Genomic DNA, 20170 nt, shown 5'->3' with positions numbered 1-20170 from the left:
GGTTTTCGTGGGTCCCCCGAATCCCTACGCTCCTGCGAACGTGAATGCCTCCGCCCGTTCGAACTGGTCGGTGGAGTCTCCGGAGTAGACCGTGCTCTCGTTCGGGCCCAGCCCGAGCTTGCGGACGGGCGTCCCCTCCCCGAGATCCATCGACGCCACATCCACCCAGAACGTATTCGGGGTCATCGCGGACTCGAAGAAATAGAGCGTGCGTTTGTGATCGACCACCGTACGCCAGCGGGTCGACGAGATGTTGGGCTCGTCTGGAGTCGAAATACCCAGCGGCACCGAGACATTGCGAATAACACTGAACGTCGACGCCAACGCGGACCGCGGATCGTCCGTCTGGGGTATCGCATCCACGTAGAACGACGCGCGGGCGAATCTGTCAGCGGCACGGTTCGTTCCGGGCAGCATCACAGTCCCGTTGATCTGCTTCCAGTACTCGTTGACCGCGAGTTGCTGATCGAAGATCGGAGAATTTGTCATCACCTGGTACTCACGGCTGTGATGAATAGTCGCGCGTCCACCGACGTATTCGATGATCGCACTGTCTCCCCTGGCGTCCGAGAGTGACATGTGAAGGGTAGCGAGACGGTCTTCACCGGGAACAGCAGCAGTCACGACGGTGAACGGTTCCGCTGCCAAGACCTCGACTGCTTCCTGAACTGTCGCAAAACAATCCAGAACATACTGCGCCCACGCTGCGATGGACAGACCCGGAGTCGAGCCGTCGTATGCCGGGTACTCGGACTCGACCAACCACAAGAGATTTGCAGACAGTCCTGCCTCGTTGACCCCATCGGTTGTGCACATGTCGTAGGCCGTTGCGACAACACTTCCGTATTTCGACGTCCACTGAATCGAGTTCGGACCCGCGCAACCCTCGCGCGTCATGCCCCGCGGAAATGCCCAGAGATTGGTTCCGAGATCGACCTTCCAATCCATCGATCGAGCAGTGATCACAGTGTCGTTGGGCCCCAAGTAGACCAAGCGTGTACACATCGAAAACTATCCCTTCCTCACGGCGTGACGATATTGAAACTGGGATCGAAGGTATCCAGCAGCCCTCCCAATGTCTCCAGCGCCGATTCGTCTCCGGTGAGCGAAATCTTCCCGGCTTTGGCAAGTTCCGCAGCCGCGCCCGGTTGCAGAAGTGCGCCGATCAGTGCAGCTTTCGGCCCGGACACCGTCAGTTGCGTGTTCGACGCCGCTCCCCGGCGGGCATTGAGGACGCCGCGCCTGACCCAGGCCGTCCAGGTCTCGTCGTCGTGATCGGTGAACACGAAATCGATGTGGAGGTCGACGTCAGTTGCCTTGTCTCCGATGAGATGCACTGCTACGAAGTCGAACAAGATATCGATGGGCATCGCGAGGACGCTGTCTTCGCTCGCAGTGATGTACGGCGGGGGTTGCGAGCCCTCACGCAATTCCAACGCTGCCGAAAGGTAGATACCTCGCCACTGAGGTCCCTCGGCTTGATACCCCATCTGCTCGTAGACGTCAGCCTGAAGGTTCTTCGCCTCGGTGTTCTCCGGTTGAGCGAACACCAACTTGTGCAGGATCTCTGCCGCCCACCGGTAGTCTGCGGCGTCGAATGCTCGCTTACCCTCATCCAGGATCTTCTGCGCCCCAAGGAGATCGACGAACCTCTTCGCCGACTCGACCGGTGGATGTGGATGAAGCGTCACCGGATCGCCGTCCCACATTCCCAATTCCTTGGTGTACACGGCACGCACGTCATGATGCAAAGTTCCGTGGTAACCGCGGTTGTGCCACTTGCGGCCGAGTTCCTCGGGTAGCTCGATCACCTCGGCAGCTTCGAGCGGCGTGTATCCCTTGTTCGCCAGCCGGAGCGCCTGGTCGTGAATGTATTTGTAGGTATCCCTTTGTGATTCGATGAAGCCAACGAGGTTCTCGTTGCCCCACACCGGCCATGTGTGCGGTCCGTAGTGAACCGCCGCGTCGTCGCCCCACCGTTCCAAAGTCTCGTCCAGGTATCGCGCGAAATTACGGGCATCGCGGGTACGCGCACCGCGCAGGGTCTGGATGTTGTGGAGTGAATGATTTGCGTTCTCCGCACACGTCAGTGCGGCGAGTTCGGGGATCCAGATGTGCATCTCCTCCGGAGCCTCGGTATCGGGTGCATAGAGGAATTCGAACTCCAGACCCGCAATTTCTCGCTTCGTTCCGGTTTCGGTGATGCCGTCGGTGGGGGAAATATACGAGATCTGAGGGCCTTTGGTGCTGAGCACGCCGATCCCGCACGAGACCGCCCCTTTCGGACCGAGGTCGAGCAATCCGCCGAAGGCATAGAACGACCGCCTCGCCATGGCATTGCCGGCGACAACATTCTCGCCGATTGCGAACTTGTCGAACGATGCGATCGTGCCCGGCGCGATGATCGGCACCTTTCCCGATGCAACGTCCTCGACGTCGATAATGCCTTTGACTCCGCCGTAGTGGTCGATATGGGTGTGCGTGTAGATGATCGCTGCAACCGGCTTGTCGCTGATGTGCTCGCGAATCATCTTCATGCCCTGGCGCGCTGATTCGACTCCCGCCATGCAGTCGATGATGATCAGGCCTTCGTCACCCTCGACGACCGTCAGGTTTGCGATGTCGTTGTTTCTCACCTGGTAGAGGCGATCCGTCACCTGGTAGAGCCCACCCCGGCGAATTACCTGACTCTGGCGCCACAAACTGGGATTGACGGTGTCCGGCGCCGGAACGTCGTCACCGATGTACGCCAATGCCTCGGGGTCGAAGACCACATGCCCGTCGTCGCCGAGAACATTGCCAGGCAACGGTGCGATCAAGCCACGATCCGCGTCGACAAAATCTTGCCGGTCATCCATGGCGTACCGCGTGACCGCTTCGCGGTTCACCGCCACGGTGGCCGGTGTTGCGTCCTTAGGTGTCTGGCACATGGCTCTCCCCGCTCGGATACGACGATCAGATACCCCATAATCTCTATCCGGCGGCAGCGGCGTTGGAATCACCCGCGCAGGGTGAACTCACGCTCCTCACCCCTTCGTCTTCTCGGAACCTCCCGACGCCAGGGCGATGACAAGAACCACGAGCCCACAGGCGACAACAAGGATCCAACCCGCTCTCGATGCCTCGGCGATGTCTGATTGTGCGCTGCCTGCGATCATGCCGCCGGCCAGCGCCACACCGAGAGCAGCGCCGAACTGCCTTGCACTGGAGGTGATCCCGCCGGCAAGGCCTGCCTGCGATCTCGGTAGTCCGTTGACGGCGGTGTTGGTGATCGGAGCATTCGAGAAACCGAAGCCGATACCGAGGAACAGGTACGCGACGAGCAACGTCGAAGTGCCTGTGCTGTTCTCGAGAGAGACCAGGCACAGTCCGCCGAGCGCGGTGAAGCTTCCGGCGATCAGCAACGGCAATCGTGCACCGAAGCGCCCGACGAGAATCCCCGACAACGGCGCACAGATGGTTGCCGCGACTGCCATCGGTAGTGTCATCGCGCCCGCGGCGGCGGGAGTCATTTCACGCGCCTGTTGAAGGTAGAAGGTGCCCAGAAGCAGCGTCGCGTTGAGAGCCACGAACACCACGATCGCGCCGAGGACTGCCGCGGTGAACGGCCGGTGCCGAAACAGCGAGGGGTCCATGAGCGGCTCGCTCTTTCTCGATTCGACGCGGACGAACGCTGCCAGCGCGGCAGCGACGGCGACGTAACCCGCGATTGCACCGGAGGCCAGCCACCCGATTCGTGGGCCTTCGATGAGCAGAGCCACGGATCCGCCCACGACGACCATCAGAAGCACCTGCCCCGGTAAGTCGAGACGTCGAGGTTGTTCAGCCCGGGACTGCGGTACGAACACCGCGGTCAGCACGAGAACGACTGCGATGACGGGCACATTGATCCAGAAAACGGATCTCCAGCCGAAGCTCTCGATGAGGACTCCGCCGACTATCGGTCCTGCTGCCATGCTCAGACCGAAGACCGCAGCCCACACGCCGATCGCCTTGGCTCGCTCCTTCGGGTCTGTCATCACGTTGACGACGATCGCCAGGGCCACCGGACTGAGCATCGACCCACCGACTCCCTGCGCGATCCTCGCCGCAATCAGAACTCCCACCGACGGGGCCAGCGCGCAGACGATCGACGCCACCCCGAAAACGACCAGTCCGATCTGGAAGATCCGCCTTCTACCAAACCTGTCGGCCAGGGCGCCGGACGAGATCAGCAAGCTCGCCAAGACGAGTGTGTACGCGTTGACGATCCATTCGAGACCAACGGTTCCGACGCCGAATCCCTCCCCGATCGCGGGGAGAGCGACGTTGACGATGGTCGTGTCCAACCCGACGACGAACAAGCTCGTGCAGCAGATGGCCAGAATGCCCCACCGGCGGCGTGCGTCAAGTCCGATCACTTGCGGTTCGTCGATCCCGCTCGAAGGTTTCATCTCGGACTCCATCTCTCGAAGTGTTCTGCCGTGCTCGCCAGTCGAAAGGATCGTCGCAACCCGGCCTGCAAAGCCGGTAAGAAATTTGCAGAAACTGCAAAGATGAGCGCATGGACGCCGAACTCGAGCAGTTGCTTACCGATATCGGGCCGAGACTGCGCACACTTCGTCGGGATCGCGATTTGACCCTCGAGGCCCTGTCCGACGCCACCGGCATCTCCGTCAGCGCACTGTCGCGACTCGAATCGGGTAAGCGTCGTCCCACCCTCGATCTGCTGTTACCGCTCGCGCGTGCTCACCGGGTCGCGCTGGACCAACTCGTCGGCGCTCCCGCCACGGGCGATCCTCGGGTCCATCTCACCCCGAGCCGACGCAAGAACGGCAGTGCCGTCGTTCCGTTGACGCGCTATCCGGGCCGGGTGCAGGTGTTCAAACAGGTGATCGGTCCACGTCCACCGAAGCTCGTCACCCACGCCGGCTACGAATGGCTCTACGTGCTCGCCGGGGATCTGCGTCTCATTCTGGGTACGAACGAGGTTGTCCTGCACCCCGGTGAAGTCGCGGAGTTCGACACCGCCGAGCCCCATTGGTTCGGGCCCGCCGATGAACAGGTCGTGGAGATCTTGCATCTGTTCGGCCCGCAGGGCGAAAAGGCGCACGTACGCACGAAGGCAAAAACTACTACTGCGCACGAACCGGTACCCGAAAGTTAGATCACTGCATGCGTTTTCAGTCGGTTCGACAGCGTATGAGCATACTCGAGAAGTAGCGTTCCCAACTCGGCATGACGCGCGGGCCGAAAACGGGTTTCCACTCCGGTCAGACTCAGCGCCCAGTCCGGGCGCCCGTTGCGGTCGAACACCGCGGCACCCATCCCCCAGCTTCCCTCGACGATGAGGGCTGGATTGACGGCATAGCCGGTGACACGCGTCGACTCGATTCGCTCGCGGATTGATGCCTCACTGTGGATCTCACCCCATTCCGACTCCAGATTCACTCGGGCGAAATAGTCGTCGACGTCCCGCGTCGGTAGGTGACTCAAGATGGCAAGCCCCGCCGACGCGACCCCCAACGGGAATCGCTTCCCCTCGTGCAGCACGTGAGATCGCAGCGGAAAACTGCCTTCCTGACTCAAGATGCAGACGGTCTCGTCGCCGCGACGTGCCGAGAGGAATGCACTCTCCCCCGTGACCCGGGCGAGGTCGTCGACGATGTCGCGAGCGCGGTCGGTGATGTCGTACCGATTTCCGGCCGCGGCGCCCAGGAGGTACAACTCCGGGCCGAGAGACCACCGACCGGTTCGTGCGTCACGGTCGACCAGTCCTTCGGCAGCCAAAGACGTGAGCAGTCGGTGCGCGGTGGGCCGAGCGAGGCCGGTGACCTTGCCCAATTCCGTGGTGGAAATGCCCGTTGGCTCAGAGGCGCCGAGGGCTCGCAGAAGTGCCGCCACCCGCGCGACCATGGCCGGTGATTGCTCGTGAGTAGGCATGAGTTCATCCTAGCGTCCATTCAGTGAACGAATTTTCTTCAGATGGTCAGCAGTCGATCAGTTCTGTCTTGATATTCAAGATCCCTTGAACCTGTGAACTGGAGATAGTTCACTGGATAGCGAAGTGAGTGAGTGTCTACTCAATGAACGCTTGGCAGGGAGAAAACATGACAGCAAAGGTGTACGAGTCCGCGGCGGACGCGGTCGCCGACATCGTCGACGGAGCAACGCTGGCCGTCGGCGGATTCGGTTTGTGCGGCATCCCCGACGTATTGATCGACGCGATCGCAGCAACGAGTGCAACCGACCTCGAGGTGTTCTCCAACAACTGCGGCGTCGACGATCACGGTCTCGGAATCTTGCTGAGCGCCGGACGTATCCGACGGGTGACCGCGTCGTACGTCGGTGAGAACAAGGAGTTCGCCCGGCAGTACCTGGCCGGCGAACTCGAAGTGGAACTGACGCCGCAAGGCACGCTCGCCGAGCGTCTGCGCGCCGGCGGAACCGGAATCCCCGCATTCTTCACACCGGCCGGAGTGGGTAGCCCCATCTCCGACGGCGGAATGCCCTGGCGCTACGACGCCGACGGCTCGATCGCTATTGCATCGCCTCCGAAGGAGACTCGCGTCTTCGGAACCAAGCGTTACGTGATGGAAGAGGCGATCAACGCCGACTACGCACTCGTGCACGCTGTTCTCGGTGACACCGACGGCAACCTCGTGTTCGACAAGACCGCGATGAACTTCAACCCGCTCGCCGCGATGGCGGGACGGGTCACCATTGCTCAGGTGGAACGTCTGGTCGAGCCCGGTGAAATCGACCCGGCATCGGTACACCTGCCCGGAGTCTTCGTGCAGAGAATTGTGCACACCGGCCCTCAGAACAAGCGAATCGAAAAGCGAACCGTCAGCGCTTCGGAAGGAACCTCACGATGACCGCACCAGTGACAGTGACGGGTTGGACGCGCCAGCAGATGGCAGCGCGGGCGGCTGCAGAGATGATCGACGGCGAGTACGTCAATCTCGGAATCGGTCTTCCCACACTGATTCCCGGATACCTGGGCTCGGACGTTCGTGTGGTCCTGCACTCGGAGAACGGAATTCTCGGTACCGGACCGTATCCCACCGAGGACAACGTCGATCCTGACCTCATCAACGCCGGCAAGGAGACCGTGACCGTCAATCCCGGTGCGGCATATTTTGATTCGGCCCTCTCGTTCGGGATGATCCGCGGCGGCCACATCGACACCGCCGTTCTCGGCGGCATGCAGGTGTCGAAGACGGGTGACCTCGCAAACTGGATGGTCCCCGGCAAGATGGTCAAGGGAATGGGCGGCGCAATGGACCTCGTCCACGGTGCCCGGCGTGTCATCGTCGTCATGGAGCACAACGACCGCGACGGCAACCCCAAGATCGTCGACGCATGCACCCTGCCCCTGACCGGCCAGGGCGTGGTGAATCGGATCATCACCAACCTAGCCGTCATCGATGTGAGCGACGAAGGCCCACTCGTCCTGCGTGAACTCTGTGATTGTTGCGGGAGCTCGTACCCCGATGGGTCGACTCCTCGGATCGTTGAAAGACCTCTCCGGGTCCGACCTCGGCGGCATCGCCATCAAAGGCGCCCTCGACAAGTCCGGAGTCGCCCCCGAACAAGTCGACTACGTCATCATGGGACAGGTCCTCACCGCCGGCGCCGGCCAGATGCCCGCCCGCCAAGCCGCCGTCGCCGCCGGCATCCCCATGAACGTCCCCGCCCTGAGCATCAACAAAGTGTGCCTCTCCGGCATCGACGCCATCGCCCTCGCCGACCAACTCATCCGCGCCGGMGAATTCGACATCGTCGTCGCCGGCGGGCAGGAATCGATGTCCCGCGCACCCCACATGCTCGAAAAAAGCCGCGAAGGCTTCAAATACGGCGACGTCACCCTCCGCGACCACATGGCCTACGACGGCCTCCACGACATCTTCACCGACCAGGCCATGGGCCTGCTCACCGAACAAGTCAACCAACAAGAAACCRCCCACATCACCCGCGCCGAGCAGGACGCCTTCGCCGCCGCCTCACACCAGAACGCGGCCCGCGCCTGGAAAGACGGCTACTTCGACAACGAAGTAGTCCCCGTCTCCATCCCCCAACGCAAGGGCGASCCGATCGTCTTCGCSCAGGACGAAGGCATCCGCGCCGACACCACCACCGAATCCCTCGGCAAACTGCGTCCCGCGTTCAGCAAGGACGGCACCATCACCGCCGGCTCCGCCTCCCCGATCTCCGACGGCGCCGCCGCCGTGATCGTGATGAGCAAAACCAAAGCCGAAGAACTCGGCCTGACCTGGATCGCGGAAATCGGCGCCCACGGCGTCGTCGCCGGACCCGACTCCACCCTCCAGTCCCAACCCGCCCGCGCCATCGCCAAGGCCTGCGCCAAGGAAGGCATCGACCCCACCGACCTCGACCTCGTCGAAATCAACGAAGCGTTCGCCGCCGTCGGGATCGCCTCCACCCGCGAACTCGGCCTCGACCCCGCCAAGGTCAACGTCAACGGCGGCGCCATCGCCGTCGGACACCCCCTCGGCATGTCCGGCGCCCGCATCGCCCTGCACCTCGCCCTCGAACTGCAACGCCGCGGCGGCGGCATCGGCGCAGCCGCACTCTGCGGCGGCGGCGGACAAGGCGACGCACTCATCATCCGCGTCCCCAAGGCGTAATTACTTCATCCTGACCAGACAGGTCGCCGAGCCCTCATCGTGCTCGGCGACCTGTCTGTTTCATGTCGGAGGCTAGTTCGGATCAAGCGTCGTCAAACGGTTACGCAACAACTTCTCGATCTCCGAACGTCGGTATCTCCGATGTCCGCCAAGCGTTCTCAGAGTGCCGACCTTGCCCTCCCTCGCCCACCTGGACACCGTGGTCCTGTCGACATGGAACAGTGCGGCAACCTGTTTGGTTGTCAGCCATTCGTCGACAGATGCTGCGTGCTCTTCTTCTCGGCTCATTGACAGTGATTCGTAGCCGTAGCGTGGATGGATGGGTCCGACAATGAATTGGCAACCCCTGGCGCGCTGTGAAAGACTCGCTGCAAAACTTTACTATTCCTTGGGGAAAATATGTCGAAGTCGGTAACTCTGATCCGTTCCACATCACTCTCATCGGTCGCTGAATACGCCTATGCAGCAACGGCTCCCGCCGAGGCTCGACTGATCTTCCTGGCCGGATCCTGCCCGTTGAACGAGGACGGCTCCACTGCCGCCATCGGCGACTACGCAGGACAGGCAGCCAAGGCCGTCGACAACCTGAGAACAGCTCTCTCGGACGCGGGCGCGTCCATCACCGACGTGATCAACACCCGCGTCCTGGTGGCGTCGAGCAATCAAGCCGACCTCGTTGCTGCGTGGGAGGTAGTCCGCGACGCGTTCGGTGATCACGACGCCCCAAGCACTCTGATGGGTGTGACCGTTCTCGGTTACGACGATCAACTGGTCGAGATCGAGGCAATCGCGGCCGTCGTCGACTGAACTCGAACCGAACCGGGCGTTCCTACCGGGGATCTTCGTGAGCAAGGGCCTGGTAGCCCTTTGCCCCCGCACGATCCACAGCGGCTCGCACAACAGCGAAGATGGCTCCCTGCAGGGCGGCGGCGATCAGGACTTCCTTACTCGACCTGCTCAAATCTTTTGGCTCGGGCGCATTCTTGTCGTCACCGATGCGCTTCCACACCTGTTGGAAGACGGCGCCGGCCAGAATGCCGCCGAGGACGCTCGTCGCCAGTGAGAGTGGCTTGTACATCGCTTTCGATACTGCGCTCATTGCGCGGATCCTCCATGGTTCGATTCGTACCGCCTGAGCGGGCTGACCGACTCTCACTACCCCACAGGCGAACTGTCGAAACATTGCACCGGCGCGGCGCGAAGTTGACTGTCGCACGTTATGTTCCACGGTTTGCCATTTCGCAGGCCGGGTAGGATCGTCTTAGCGAAAGAAGGTTGTGTAAGTCATGGAAAACTACAGAATCGAACTACCGGACGGTACGACGGTGATGGAAGATTTCGTCTCGGATCGCGCCGCCATCGCATACGCGGTCGATCTGAATCACGGGTGTAGCGAGAAAGTATCGGTATTCCGTATCACCGACGAAGGGGAAACCATCCCGACTCGGATGTGCCCCAAGCCGAATCCTGGTTCGCGGCGTCGCGCGCGAAGCGTCCGATAGAAATCCGTCAAGAAGCGTCGAGGCGGGGGAAGAGCGTTTCTCTTGCGAGCAACAGCAAGGCCGCAGCGACCGGAATCGCCAGCAACGCACCGACAATACCGAGCAACGCTCCGCCCAACAGGACCGCGACCACAGTCACCAACGCCGGGACCGCTACCGTCTTCCCGATGATCTTCGGAACGAGCAGGTAGTCCTCGAGCAGACGTAACGCGATGAAGAATGCAACTGTCGCCAATGCCGTTGGGACAGAGACTGTCAGGGAGACCAGGGCGACGATAACCCCTGCAATCGTGGAACCGACTATCGGGATCAGATCGAGCAGAGCGACCAGCAGCGCCAGGATCAACGGGTACGGCACGTCGAAGATCAACAACCACGCGAAGGTGCACACTGCGGTGATCACGGAGATCAGAACATTGCCGAGGACGTACCCACCCACACCTGCCAGTATCTGATCACCGATGGCGATTGCTCGGGGCCGCCGCGAATGTGGCACCAGCCGATACAGATTCGTGCGGATTCGTGGATAGTCGATCAAGAAGTACGTCGTCAGTACAGCAACGATTCCGGCGTCGGCGACTGCGCTGAACACCGCCCGCCCCGCACCGAGCAAACCCGTCGCGAGCGCAGAACCCGAACCATCCAGTTGCGTGGTGAGGTGCTGCTCGAGGTGATACTTCTCGTCGAGGTCGTTGACGATCGGGTACCGGTCACGAATGTGTGTCAGGAGTTCGGGAGCGTGCGATGCAAACTGACGTCCCTGCTCGACCAGCGGGGTGATCGCAGCAACGAGAAACAGCGCCAACATCACTGCAATTCCGAGGAGTACCACGGTGACTGCGATCCAGCGCCGGAAATGTCTCCGCTCCAGCCAGACGATCATCGGTTCGATGCCCACCGCGAGAAACAGCGCGACCACGATCAGGATCAGCATGCCTCGCGCCGCAAGCAGCACTTCGATCACCGCATAAGTCACGGCAACTCCGGCCGCGGCGCTCAGACCGATGAAGAACGGTGACCGACGGTCGAATCTCGGTCCGGGCTCACCCAGCGGCCGGACAGGCGTCGCCAATGCTGCGGCTTCGCGTTCCGCTTCCACCATCGGATCTACGGCTTGGACTTCACTTTCGGAGTCCGGTGAACGGTCTGCGGAACTGGGATCCATTCAAGCCACCTCACGATCCGCGCGACTTCCCGGCACGGGAGTGAGTACCCGTGCCGTAGTCGGATCAACCTCGAGGCCTCTCCGCTCCGCTTCGGGTCAGTGCCAGCCCGGTTCCCACAACTCCGATGATCGACACTGCGATGGCGATACTGGGCCAACCGTCGCTCTGCCAGTAGACGTCGTCGAGAGTGATCAGCAACGCGGCCTCGTCGACGATGAGCCCGAGTGCAATACCCAACGCGATGCCCATCCATGTTCGTGCGCGAGGGCTTCGGTCTACGAGGCCGAAGATCGCCACCCCGGCCAACAGGAGAATTCCCCACAGGTAATGGTGAAGGTGCGTCCCACCGGCACTGATGTCGCCGACGTCCCTGGTGTCGATCTGGATCAACCAGGTCACCAGACGTGCTCCACCGAACGTCAGTGTGAAGGCCACCCACGCCAACACCAAACCGCGGCGTGACTCGTCAACTTGATTCCATCTGCGAGGAAACCTGAATCTCTCCACAGGTTTCTCTTCCGCATGATCTCGAGAAAGCATCCTTCATGTTTACCCGACGCAGCTCAGAGCGATACTTTCGGGCAGAGACACCGAAAATCAATTGGAGAACGAAAAAGCGGTACTCGATCTCCGAAGAGATCAGGTACCGCCTTCTCAGCTACTCGCGCAGTATCGATCAATACCAGACTTTTCGTCCGCCCACTGCACGCCCGGTAGCACCGAGGATGGACAAAACTGCACCTACGACGACCAAAATGATGCCGACGGTGGTCAGAATGCTCAACCCCGTGAAAAAGCCGATCAACGCCAGAATAATGCCGAGAACAATCATGTGAGAACCTCATCCGGTATGCGTATAGAAATGATCTACTCAACTGACGCTACTACAAAAACTTCACAATCAAGAAATCCGATAATCGACATCATCAATACGAAACTCGTATTACTACCCAATAATGTCGGCGTTAAAACATTGGCCTTTCCTTTTCTTATCCCTCACGGTTCGATGCCTTCGATCTTGGCCTCGACGGCCGGCGTGATGTGGCTCAACACGCAGCGCCAACGACCGTCTCGCCGGGCGAACACGTCGGTGGTCCACTCCTCGGCGTCGTACTGCCTTCCGTCGTAGTGCGCAGTATTGGTGATCCGCGTGGTGAAAAGCGCAACGTCACCGAAGAAACGCACGCGAGCGCGCCCGACGCGATCCATCGCCGAATGAGTCAGGTCGCCAGAGGCCACGAAACCCAGAAACTCCGCCTTGGTGGATACCCCGGATTCCGAGACGATCACCCAGTCGTCGGCCATGAAGTCGCCGATCCGTTCGGCGTCGTTCGAGCACATCGCGACGTTCCACTCGTCTGCAGTTGCAGTCAGCACCGCTGTTTCCTGATCCGACATGGCCTCTCCCTCTACCGTCGTCACCCTCGGCGGGTGATGCCTCGACGGCAGGGTTCCCGCAAGGTGGACGTCGAACCGACGAACTACGAGAGGGCAGAGATGACAGACACCAGTCGCACCGAGCTTGCAGCTCAGGCGTACATCTACGGATTTCCCCTCGTTTTCAATCTCGACCAGGTCCATCGGTACGTTCACGACGGTGTCGGAGCGAACCCCGCCGCACCTTTCAACACCTTCAGTCACGCCCGCACACTCGCCGGCCCGGCAGATACTTTTGTCACGATCAACAACGACACCGTGTATTCCATGGCGCAGATCGACCTTTCTGTCGGCCCCGTTGCGCTGCACGTCCCCGATACCGATGGCCGTTACTACGTCCTCCAGTTCGTCGACGCCTGGACAAACAATTTCGCTTACGTCGGGCACCGTGCCACCGGCACCAAGAGCGGAGACTTCCTTCTCGTCCCACCCACCTGGACCGGAACCCCGACCGCCCAGACCACAGTGATCAGATTTCCCACGACCGTTGCATCGATCGTCGGTCGGTGGGCGTGCGGCGACGACGACCTCCCCGCCGTGCACGCCTTGCAGGACGCCACCACCCTGACCGTCGTCGACTCCGCCGGGGCTCCGGCCGGTCTACCGGTCCCCGACTCCGAGGTCAGCCAGGACCTCCTCTTCCTCGAGAAACTCCGCATCTGGTCGCAGGCCTTTCCGCCGGCCCCGCGCGATCGAGAACTCCAGGATTCGTTCTCACCGATCGGAGTCACCGAGCACGGGACCTCTCCCTATGTATCGCTGTCTGCCGACGACGCTGCGGCGCTCGCGGACGGGTTGACCGCCGGAGAGAAGAATCTGCACGAAGCACTCACGCACGGCTCCAGCCCCGAGGCCAACGGTTGGAAGCTGACTTTCCACGCCTTCGACTACAACCTCGACTACTTCGAGGTCGGTGCAATCGACGATCCACAATTCAAGATCGCCGATCCCAGGTTGCGAATCATCGAACGAGCGGCGGCGGCCAAGGGCGGGCTGTGGGGCAACCACCCCTACGAAGCGGCGTACATCATGACCTACGTCGACGATCAGGGAACGCAATTGAACGGAAACCGCACCTACACGATCAGACTCGACCCCACTCCGCCGGTGAGCGCCTTCTGGTCGCTGACGATGTATTCGGTGCCGGACTTCTTCCTCGTGGCGAACCCCATCGACCGATACTCGATCGGCGACCGCACTCCCGGCATCGTCCACGACGCCGACGGTGCGTTGACGATCACAATCAGTCACGAGGAGCCGAAAGATGCCACGGCGAAGGCGAACTGGCTCCCCTGCCCGCGCGGAGACTTCCGACCGGTCCTGAGAATGTACGAACCTTCGCCCGCCGTACTCGATCAGTTCTACGTCGTCCCCGCTATCACTCGCTCGCGAGAATGACGGCTCACGTCCGACGGCCTGCCCCAGGCCAGGCCGTCAGACGGACACAGAATCAGGCGTGAGTGCCGCCGTCCACACGGATCTCCGTGCCGGTGATGAAGGCACCATCGTCGGATGCCAGCATCGCGATAACTCCCGCAACACTTTCCGGCCCGGCCATGGGAGCACCACCGGACTCCAGATCAGTGCTCAGAATTGGCGACAGCTTGCCGAAGAGCGACCAGTCGGTGTCTTCCGGCAGGTACGACGCCGTGGTGTCGGTGATCCCGCTCTTCACACTGCCCGGAGCTACCGCGACGGCGCGCAGACCCTGCTTGCCGTATTCGAGAGCCAGTGCGTGAGTGAAGGACTGGATTCCTCCCTTACTCGCCGCATATGCGGCCATGTACGGGTGCGCGAAGGCTGCGGAGGTGGAGCTGAAATTCACCACCACTGCGTTGCCGGTGGCCAGGAGAGCTGGCAGTGCCTGACGAGTGACGAGGAAGGTGCCGGTCAAGTTCACGGAGATCACCTGATTCCACAAGTCCAGTGAGGTCTCGTGGGTGTGCCCGCCTCGCAATATCCCGGCGGCGTTGACCAGTACGTCCAATCCCCCGAGAGCCGAAATTGCCTGACCCACAACCGTGATGACGGAACTCTCGTCACCGATATCGACGACGACGGTGTCGAGACGACCCTCCGTCGAGGCATGTTCAGCCGACCTCCGGGTGTCTGCCAGACCCTTCTCGGAGATGTCGGCAGCGACCACGCGGCCACCTTCGGCGAGCAACCGCAGCGCGGTGGCCTGCCCGATTCCCGATCCTGCGCCGGTGACGAGAATACGACGACCTTCGAAACGATTCATTGCTGTGTACCTTTCACGAAAACGAGTTGGCTGGTAATCCAGGCTCGGCGGCGCCGACACTCACAACTCACCCGCGAGAAACTTCAGGTACGGGAAATACGCAGCACTGCAACAGGTGTGGCACTGCGAAATCTCAGCGAGGTAATGCTCGCCGAAGTGGCGAATGTCAGACGGATCCGGCCGGTGCGGCCAAGGCTCTTTCGATCCAGACAAGACCAGAGGGGCGGCGGTCGATCGCCTTACGCCCCCGGCGGAATGTCGCTACGCCGAATCGGGCCGTGCGCAGTGCACGGCCGGAATCGAGAGTACAGCGGCGTATGGACATCACAGGCACCGTAGCAGCGCGAGTACAAGTCGCTCAAACGCGTTGTTCGCGACGCAGGTTTGATTCAGGTAATCAGATGTCACTTCTGGACAACTGTGCCGACTTAGGCAGCACTAACCTGATGGCATCTCGAAAACCCGATCCAGGAGCACAGTCGATGACACATGCAGACGCCACGAGCACAACAACTCCCCGGGCGAGCGTCCTACGAACCGCTGACCACAATCGCGGACTCAACGACGTTCTCGCCGTCGTCGAAGCAATGGAGCGACCGAGCGACCACCTGCTGCGGATCACGGCTCGTTTGACGGAGTCGACCGACGATCCGACCTGGTCACGCCCGAACGTCACCGTACGAATGAATCTCGGGCCCAATTTCGACGACGCTTCGCGTGTGTACACGGTGCGTTCCTACGATTCCGCCACCGGATCGATCGTCATCGACGTGGTCCTGCACGGACAGACCAGCCCGATGATGAGGTGGGCAGCGGCGTTGGCCATCGGTGACACCTTCGGTCTCACCGGTCCGCGACCACACTTCTTGGTCCCCGACGTTCCAGGTCGACGGATCGCACTTTTTCTGGATGGCACCGCAATACCTGCGCTGTACTCGATCATCGAGCAGCTACCTACCGACGTGGTCGGAATCGGCTGGGTCACAACAGATGACGAGGTCGCTTTCGCCGAACTGCCCGCCCTCCCCGGCCTGGAGCTTCACCGCGTGAGCGCAGATCTCGCCGAGCCCGACGGCCCACTGGCGGTACGAGCACGCGAGCTCGCCGATCCCGCGAGCTACGTCGTGTGGGGAGCCGGTGAACGCAACGAGATGCGCGCAATCCGTAAGCACTTTCGGTCGACCGTCGGACTCGACAAAGACGACGTCGCGATATTCGGTTACTGGAAGCGCGGCATCAGCAACACCGAAATCGACCTCCGTCGGCGCGAGAACTACGAGCGAATCCTCGCCGGCGGTGGAACCCTGACCGACATCGACGACCTGGCCATCGAGATCTGATCGCGTACACCGGCCGACCTGACCGGCCGTGCACTGCGGTGATAAGTTCCTCTGTGCCAGCGGACCTCCACACAGGGGGTCAGGGAATCCGGTGTGAATCCGGAACTGACGCGCAGCGGTGAGGGTGACCGCCCGGGCTTACGCCACTGGATGAAAATCTGGGAAGGCGCTCGGGTGGGGCGATCTCGAGTCCGAATACCGGCTGGCAGCAGGGGTCAACAGGCGCCTGTTCACACGGTAACGGGCTCCGCGAACGAGCCCCTGCGAGAACGAGATTCCATGCGTCTGTCCAGACTTCGCCTACCCGCCGCTGCCGTCGCGGCCTTGTTGAGCGCGTCGTTGGTTGCCTGCTCCTCCGACGACAGTGCTGCCCGACAATCCAACTCTTCCGAACAATCGCGCGTGACAGTCCAGAACTGTGGCCGAGACGTCACGGTGGAGCGACCGATCGAACGGGCGATCGCGGTAAATCAGCCTGCGGCCGAAATGCTGTTCGCACTGGGAGTGCAGGACCGGATGGCCGGCTACGCCATGAGCGACGACGACGTACTCCCCGAATTACGTGAGGCACGCAGTCAGGTTCAAGCTTTCGACACCGAGTTCCCGTCCTTCGAGAGTGTCCTCGAACGCGAACCGGACATGGTCTACACGACCTTCAATTACACGTTCACCTCGGAAGGCATCGCCGACCGGACCAAGTTCACCGACCTCGGGGTCGCGACGTACCAGTCGCCCAGCGAGTGCACCGGTCAGGATGCCGAGCAGAGCAAGGCCCTCACACTCGACGACTTGTACGCCGAAATCGGCGACGTGGCAACACTGTTCGACGTCAAGGACAAAGGTGTCGAGCTGACCGAGAGTTTGAAGGATCGCGCGGCCACCGCCACGGCGTCGCTGGGAGCCGAAGACGTGACGCTGGCGTGGTGGTACGCAGCCACGAAGACTCCGTACTTCGCCGGGTGCTGCGGTGCACCGGGAATCATGACCGACGCGGTGGGCGCGAAGAACGCCTTCGACGACAACAAACAGTACTGGCCCGAAATCGGTTGGGAGAGTGTGCTCGATCGAGACCCGACCGTGCTGGTGCTCGCAGATCTCGACCGCGGCGGAGACGGCGACAGTGCCGCAGACAAGATCGCGTTCCTCGAATCGGACCCGGTCGCCAGCAAGCTCACCGCAGTGAAGAACAAGCGTTACATCATCCTCGAGGGAACGACGATGGATCCCTCGATCCGCAATGTCGGTGGCATCGAACAGCTCTCCGACGGGCTGCGCCAGTTGGGTGTGGTCTAGATGTCCGCGGAGATCAGTGAACTGGTGCGTCAGTGGGACGACCAGCAGGCGGCATACATCGCCGACCGCGAAAAGCGATTCGACGCGATTCTCGACGTTCTCGAATTGCAGTACGCGCACACCCCGTTCACGGTTGTCGACCTGGCCTGCGGACCGGGCTCACTGAGCGCCCGGATCCTCGAGAAGTTCAAGCACGCGAGCGTTGTGGGGATCGATTACGACCCGATGCTGCTGGAAGTCGCCCGTCAGTCGTCGACTCGTTTCGGTGACCGACTGCAGCTGGTCGACGCAGACCTGCTGAGCACCGATTGGCCGACTTCGGTGACTGCGCCGGTGCAGGCGATAGTGTCGACAACTGCGCTGCACTGGTTACAACCGCAACAGCTCGTCGAGGTGTACCGGCAGTGCCGCGAACTGCTGAGCCCTGACGGAGTCCTGCTCAACGGTGATCACTTCCGCTTCGACAGCCGCTCCCCCGTCATCGGTCGATGGGCGAAGGCTCACGACGAGCAGACGCAACGCTCCGCCTTTGCTGCCGGCGCTCCCGAGTGGGACAGCTGGTGGGAGGAGTTGCGGGCAACTCCCGGCATCGGACCACTGACCGACGAGCGTGAGCGCAGATTCGCCGGACGCGACGCTACCGCGCCCACTGCCGTCGACTTCCAGTTGGCGGCGCTCGCGCAAGCAGGTTTTCGAGAGTCGGGAACGGTCTGGCAACTGTTCGACGACTACGTGGTCTACGGCGTGAGATGACGACAAGAGTTCGCCTGCGTGACAACCCGACGACCGTCACCCTGCTGTGGGTGATCGGTGTTGTCACGCTGGCCGGGTCGGCCGCCGTGGCGATCACGTTGGGGCCGGCCGGTCTGTCGGTCGGTGAGGTGGCCTCGATCGTCGTCGGCCATCTCGGCGGTACCGCGGCGGACGTCACCCCTATCCGCGACGGCATCGTGTGGGATCTTCGTCTGCCACGTACTCTGCTCGCCGCGCTCTGCGGTGCGGGCCTCGGGCTATGCGGGGCGATCATGCAGTCTCTGCTTCGCAATCCACTGGCTGATCCATTTGTCCTCGGTATCTCGTCCGGCGCCTCGACCGGTGCCGTACTGATCGTGATCCTCGGAGTCGGGTCGGGGGTGATCGGCTTGTCGAGCGGCGCTTTCATCGGCGCGGTGATCTCCTTCGCCCTTGTGTTGCTGCTCGCCCATGCGGCCGGCGGCACGCCGGATCGGGTGATCCTGGCCGGAGTCGCCGCGACCCAACTGTTCTCGGCGCTCACCTCGTTCATCGTGATCACCTCGGCCGATCCCGAGCAGACTCGCGGCGTGATGTTCTGGCTCCTGGGCTCACTCGGCGGCGCCGACTGGCTCGACGTCGCGCTCTGCGCTGCGGTGGTCGCCGTCGGCCTCGTGGTCTGTCTGACTCACTCCCGCGCACTCGACGCCTTTGCCTTCGGCGAGGACGCGGCGTCGTCGCTGGGGGTGAACGTGTGGCGAGTGCGCGTGACCCTGTTGTTGGCAACAGCTTTGATGACGGCGGTGATCGTGAGCGTCGCAGGCGCCATTGGCTTTGTGGGCCTCGTCCTCCCGCATGCGGCACGGGCTCTCGTCGGTCCGAGCCATCGGCGACTGCTGCCCGCGTCCGCACTGATCGGCTCGATCTTCCTGGTCTGGGTCGACGCTGTGGCACGTACAGCCATTGCGCCGCAGGAACTCCCGGCCGGTGTGGTAACCGCGTTGGTCGGCGTGCCTGCGTTTGCCGTCATCCTCTGGAGACGAAAGGCCAGGCCATGACACTCGAAGCGGCCGGCGTCAGCTGGCGGGTCGGCGGGGCGCTCATAGTCGACGCCCTCGACGTGTCCCCCACCGTCGGAAGTACGGTGGGGCTTCTCGGCCCCAACGGTTCGGGAAAATCGACACTGCTGAAACTGCTTGCCGGGCAGAACCGTCCGACAATCGGGGAGGTGACTCTGGACCGAACTCCGTTGCCTGACTGGAAACGCCGAGATGTCGCGCGTCGGATTGCCACCGTCGATCAGCACAGCAACACGGAGATCGACCTGACGGTAGCCGAGGTCGTCGAATTGGGACGCACCCCGCACCGCGGATTGTGGGGCGGGCATTCAGGTTCCGACCGCGACGCCGTCCGCGCGGCGATCGAACACACCAACCTCTCCGGGATGCTCGACCGGTCGTGGCACACCCTGTCCGGCGGGGAGCGCCAACGCGTGCAGATCGCGCGCGCCCTCGCTCAGGAACCTCACGAGTTGCTGCTCGACGAACCGACCAATCACCTGGACATCAACCATCAACTCGAATTGCTCGCGCTCGTGCGTCGCCTGCCCACCACCACGATCATGGCATTGCACGATCTGAATCTGGCCGCCATGTTCTGCGATTCGATAGTGATGCTGAACCGTGGCTCCATCGTTGCCCACGGAAGCCCGACCGAGGTCCTCACCGCCGACCTGATAGCCGAGGTCTACCAGGTCGATGCCGAAGTCCGCCTGGACGGTCCCGGCGGAGTACCCACCGTGAGATACCTTCCACCCAGCTCGGATTAG

The 20170-nt window shown here is 62.0% G+C and carries 22 protein-coding genes, 1 pseudogene and 1 riboswitch; of the genes and pseudogenes, 12 read left to right on the top strand and 11 right to left on the bottom strand.

Annotation, left to right across the window (positions count from 1 at the left end):
• Positions 1 to 24: 24 nt before the first annotated feature.
• The 3 genes from AC1DVN_RS05440 to AC1DVN_RS05430 form a co-directional block, all read right to left on the bottom strand.
• Complete coding sequence (locus AC1DVN_RS05440) at positions 25 to 1005, bottom strand: linear amide C-N hydrolase (RefSeq protein ID WP_029254644.1); 981 nt, start codon at positions 1003 to 1005, stop codon at positions 25 to 27.
• A 17-nt stretch (positions 1006 to 1022) separates the two neighbouring features.
• On the bottom strand, positions 1023 to 2930 hold the full coding sequence (locus AC1DVN_RS05435; protein WP_020968666.1) for an alkyl/aryl-sulfatase: 1908 nt from the start codon (positions 2928 to 2930) through the stop codon (positions 1023 to 1025).
• A 96-nt stretch (positions 2931 to 3026) separates the two neighbouring features.
• Positions 3027 to 4433: an MFS transporter gene (locus AC1DVN_RS05430; RefSeq protein WP_477993609.1), complete on the bottom strand. Its 1407-nt coding sequence runs from the start codon at positions 4431 to 4433 to the stop codon at positions 3027 to 3029.
• Between the two features lie 110 nt (positions 4434 to 4543).
• On the opposite strand from AC1DVN_RS05430, the gene AC1DVN_RS05425 reads away from it, so the two are divergent.
• A complete protein-coding gene (locus AC1DVN_RS05425) occupies positions 4544 to 5146 on the top strand; it encodes a helix-turn-helix domain-containing protein (protein WP_019747537.1) in 603 nt (200 codons plus the stop codon).
• Here AC1DVN_RS05425 and AC1DVN_RS05420 read toward each other — a convergent pair.
• A complete protein-coding gene (locus AC1DVN_RS05420; RefSeq protein ID WP_019747538.1) occupies positions 5143 to 5922 on the bottom strand; it encodes an IclR family transcriptional regulator in 780 nt (259 codons plus the stop codon). The genes AC1DVN_RS05425 and AC1DVN_RS05420 overlap by 4 nt on opposite strands.
• 167 nt (positions 5923 to 6089) lie before the next feature.
• Here AC1DVN_RS05420 and AC1DVN_RS05415 point away from each other — a divergent pair, with 167 nt between their 5' ends.
• From AC1DVN_RS05415 to AC1DVN_RS05405, 3 genes and pseudogenes are all read left to right on the top strand, one after another.
• Positions 6090 to 6857, top strand: a complete 768-nt coding sequence (locus AC1DVN_RS05415; RefSeq protein ID WP_153211317.1) for a CoA transferase subunit A — start codon at positions 6090 to 6092, stop codon at positions 6855 to 6857.
• A pseudogene (locus AC1DVN_RS05410) lies at positions 6854 to 7447 on the top strand (3-oxoacid CoA-transferase subunit B); the annotation flags it as partial. The gene AC1DVN_RS05415 and the pseudogene AC1DVN_RS05410, both read left to right, overlap by 4 nt.
• Before the next feature lie 28 nt (positions 7448 to 7475).
• Positions 7476 to 8630 carry an acetyl-CoA C-acetyltransferase gene (locus AC1DVN_RS05405; RefSeq protein WP_477993623.1) on the top strand — a complete coding sequence of 385 codons (1155 nt, stop codon included), beginning with the start codon at positions 7476 to 7478 and terminating at the stop codon, positions 8628 to 8630.
• Positions 8631 to 8702: 72 nt separating this feature from the next.
• Here the strand turns inward: AC1DVN_RS05405 and AC1DVN_RS05400 are convergent, their stop codons facing one another.
• Positions 8703 to 8918: a BldC family transcriptional regulator gene (locus AC1DVN_RS05400; RefSeq protein WP_021333209.1), complete on the bottom strand. Its 216-nt coding sequence runs from the start codon at positions 8916 to 8918 to the stop codon at positions 8703 to 8705.
• Positions 8919 to 9029: 111 nt separating this feature from the next.
• Here AC1DVN_RS05400 and AC1DVN_RS05395 point away from each other — a divergent pair, with 111 nt between their 5' ends.
• Positions 9030 to 9437: a RidA family protein gene (locus AC1DVN_RS05395; RefSeq protein ID WP_019747226.1), complete on the top strand. Its 408-nt coding sequence runs from the start codon at positions 9030 to 9032 to the stop codon at positions 9435 to 9437.
• A 22-nt stretch (positions 9438 to 9459) separates the two neighbouring features.
• Here AC1DVN_RS05395 and AC1DVN_RS05390 read toward each other — a convergent pair whose 3' ends face one another.
• On the bottom strand, positions 9460 to 9729 hold the full coding sequence (locus AC1DVN_RS05390) for a DUF4235 domain-containing protein (protein ID WP_007734706.1): 270 nt from the start codon (positions 9727 to 9729) through the stop codon (positions 9460 to 9462).
• A 187-nt stretch (positions 9730 to 9916) separates the two neighbouring features.
• On the opposite strand from AC1DVN_RS05390, the gene AC1DVN_RS05385 reads away from it, so the two are divergent.
• A complete protein-coding gene (locus tag AC1DVN_RS05385; protein WP_019747225.1) occupies positions 9917 to 10132 on the top strand; it encodes a hypothetical protein in 216 nt (71 codons plus the stop codon).
• A gap of 7 nt (positions 10133 to 10139) precedes the next feature.
• On the opposite strand, the gene AC1DVN_RS05380 is transcribed toward AC1DVN_RS05385, so the two are convergent.
• The 4 genes from AC1DVN_RS05380 to AC1DVN_RS05365 all read right to left on the bottom strand — a co-directional run bounded on the left by AC1DVN_RS05380 (position 10140) and on the right by AC1DVN_RS05365 (position 12696).
• Entirely contained in the window at positions 10140 to 11297 is a 1158-nt protein-coding gene (locus AC1DVN_RS05380) for an AI-2E family transporter (RefSeq protein ID WP_019747224.1), read from the bottom strand.
• A gap of 64 nt (positions 11298 to 11361) precedes the next feature.
• Positions 11362 to 11838 (bottom strand): hypothetical protein, encoded by a 477-nt coding sequence (locus AC1DVN_RS05375; RefSeq protein ID WP_019747223.1) that lies wholly within the window; start codon positions 11836 to 11838, stop codon positions 11362 to 11364.
• Positions 11839 to 11974: 136 nt separating this feature from the next.
• Positions 11975 to 12130: a DUF6131 family protein gene (locus tag AC1DVN_RS05370; protein WP_003945564.1), complete on the bottom strand. Its 156-nt coding sequence runs from the start codon at positions 12128 to 12130 to the stop codon at positions 11975 to 11977.
• 164 nt (positions 12131 to 12294) lie between these two features.
• Positions 12295 to 12696, bottom strand: a complete 402-nt coding sequence (locus tag AC1DVN_RS05365; protein ID WP_029537656.1) for a nuclear transport factor 2 family protein — start codon at positions 12694 to 12696, stop codon at positions 12295 to 12297.
• A gap of 99 nt (positions 12697 to 12795) precedes the next feature.
• On the opposite strand from AC1DVN_RS05365, the gene AC1DVN_RS05360 reads away from it, so the two are divergent.
• Entirely contained in the window at positions 12796 to 14133 is a 1338-nt protein-coding gene (locus tag AC1DVN_RS05360) for a DUF1254 domain-containing protein (RefSeq protein ID WP_477993608.1), read from the top strand.
• A gap of 52 nt (positions 14134 to 14185) precedes the next feature.
• Here AC1DVN_RS05360 and AC1DVN_RS05355 read toward each other — a convergent pair whose 3' ends face one another.
• Positions 14186 to 14977 (bottom strand): SDR family NAD(P)-dependent oxidoreductase, encoded by a 792-nt coding sequence (locus tag AC1DVN_RS05355; protein ID WP_020906486.1) that lies wholly within the window; start codon positions 14975 to 14977, stop codon positions 14186 to 14188.
• Positions 14978 to 15459: 482 nt separating this feature from the next.
• On the opposite strand from AC1DVN_RS05355, the gene AC1DVN_RS05350 reads away from it, so the two are divergent.
• The 5 genes from AC1DVN_RS05350 (at position 15460) to AC1DVN_RS05330 (ending at position 20170) form a co-directional block, all read left to right on the top strand.
• A complete protein-coding gene (locus tag AC1DVN_RS05350; RefSeq protein ID WP_477993607.1) occupies positions 15460 to 16317 on the top strand; it encodes a siderophore-interacting protein in 858 nt (285 codons plus the stop codon).
• A gap of 40 nt (positions 16318 to 16357) precedes the next feature.
• A riboswitch (cobalamin riboswitch) is annotated at positions 16358 to 16538 on the top strand.
• Between the two features lie 58 nt (positions 16539 to 16596).
• A complete protein-coding gene (locus AC1DVN_RS05345) occupies positions 16597 to 17610 on the top strand; it encodes an ABC transporter substrate-binding protein (protein ID WP_477993606.1) in 1014 nt (337 codons plus the stop codon).
• Entirely contained in the window at positions 17611 to 18363 is a 753-nt protein-coding gene (locus tag AC1DVN_RS05340; protein WP_020906482.1) for a class I SAM-dependent methyltransferase, read from the top strand. It abuts the gene before it with no gap.
• Positions 18360 to 19400 carry a FecCD family ABC transporter permease gene (locus AC1DVN_RS05335; protein ID WP_020906481.1) on the top strand — a complete coding sequence of 347 codons (1041 nt, stop codon included), beginning with the start codon at positions 18360 to 18362 and terminating at the stop codon, positions 19398 to 19400. The genes AC1DVN_RS05340 and AC1DVN_RS05335 overlap by 4 nt, the downstream gene beginning before the upstream one ends.
• The gene (locus AC1DVN_RS05330; RefSeq protein ID WP_019747215.1) at positions 19397 to 20170 is read left to right on the top strand and encodes an ABC transporter ATP-binding protein; all 774 of its coding nucleotides are present in this window, start codon (positions 19397 to 19399) and stop codon (positions 20168 to 20170) included. Before AC1DVN_RS05335 ends, AC1DVN_RS05330 begins: the two co-directional genes overlap by 4 nt.

The sequence above is a fragment of the Rhodococcus sp. P4_E4 genome, from assembly GCF_056401575.1.
The sequence above is the reverse complement of the archived record's forward strand: the minus strand, read 5'-3'. Positions and strand labels throughout refer to the sequence as shown.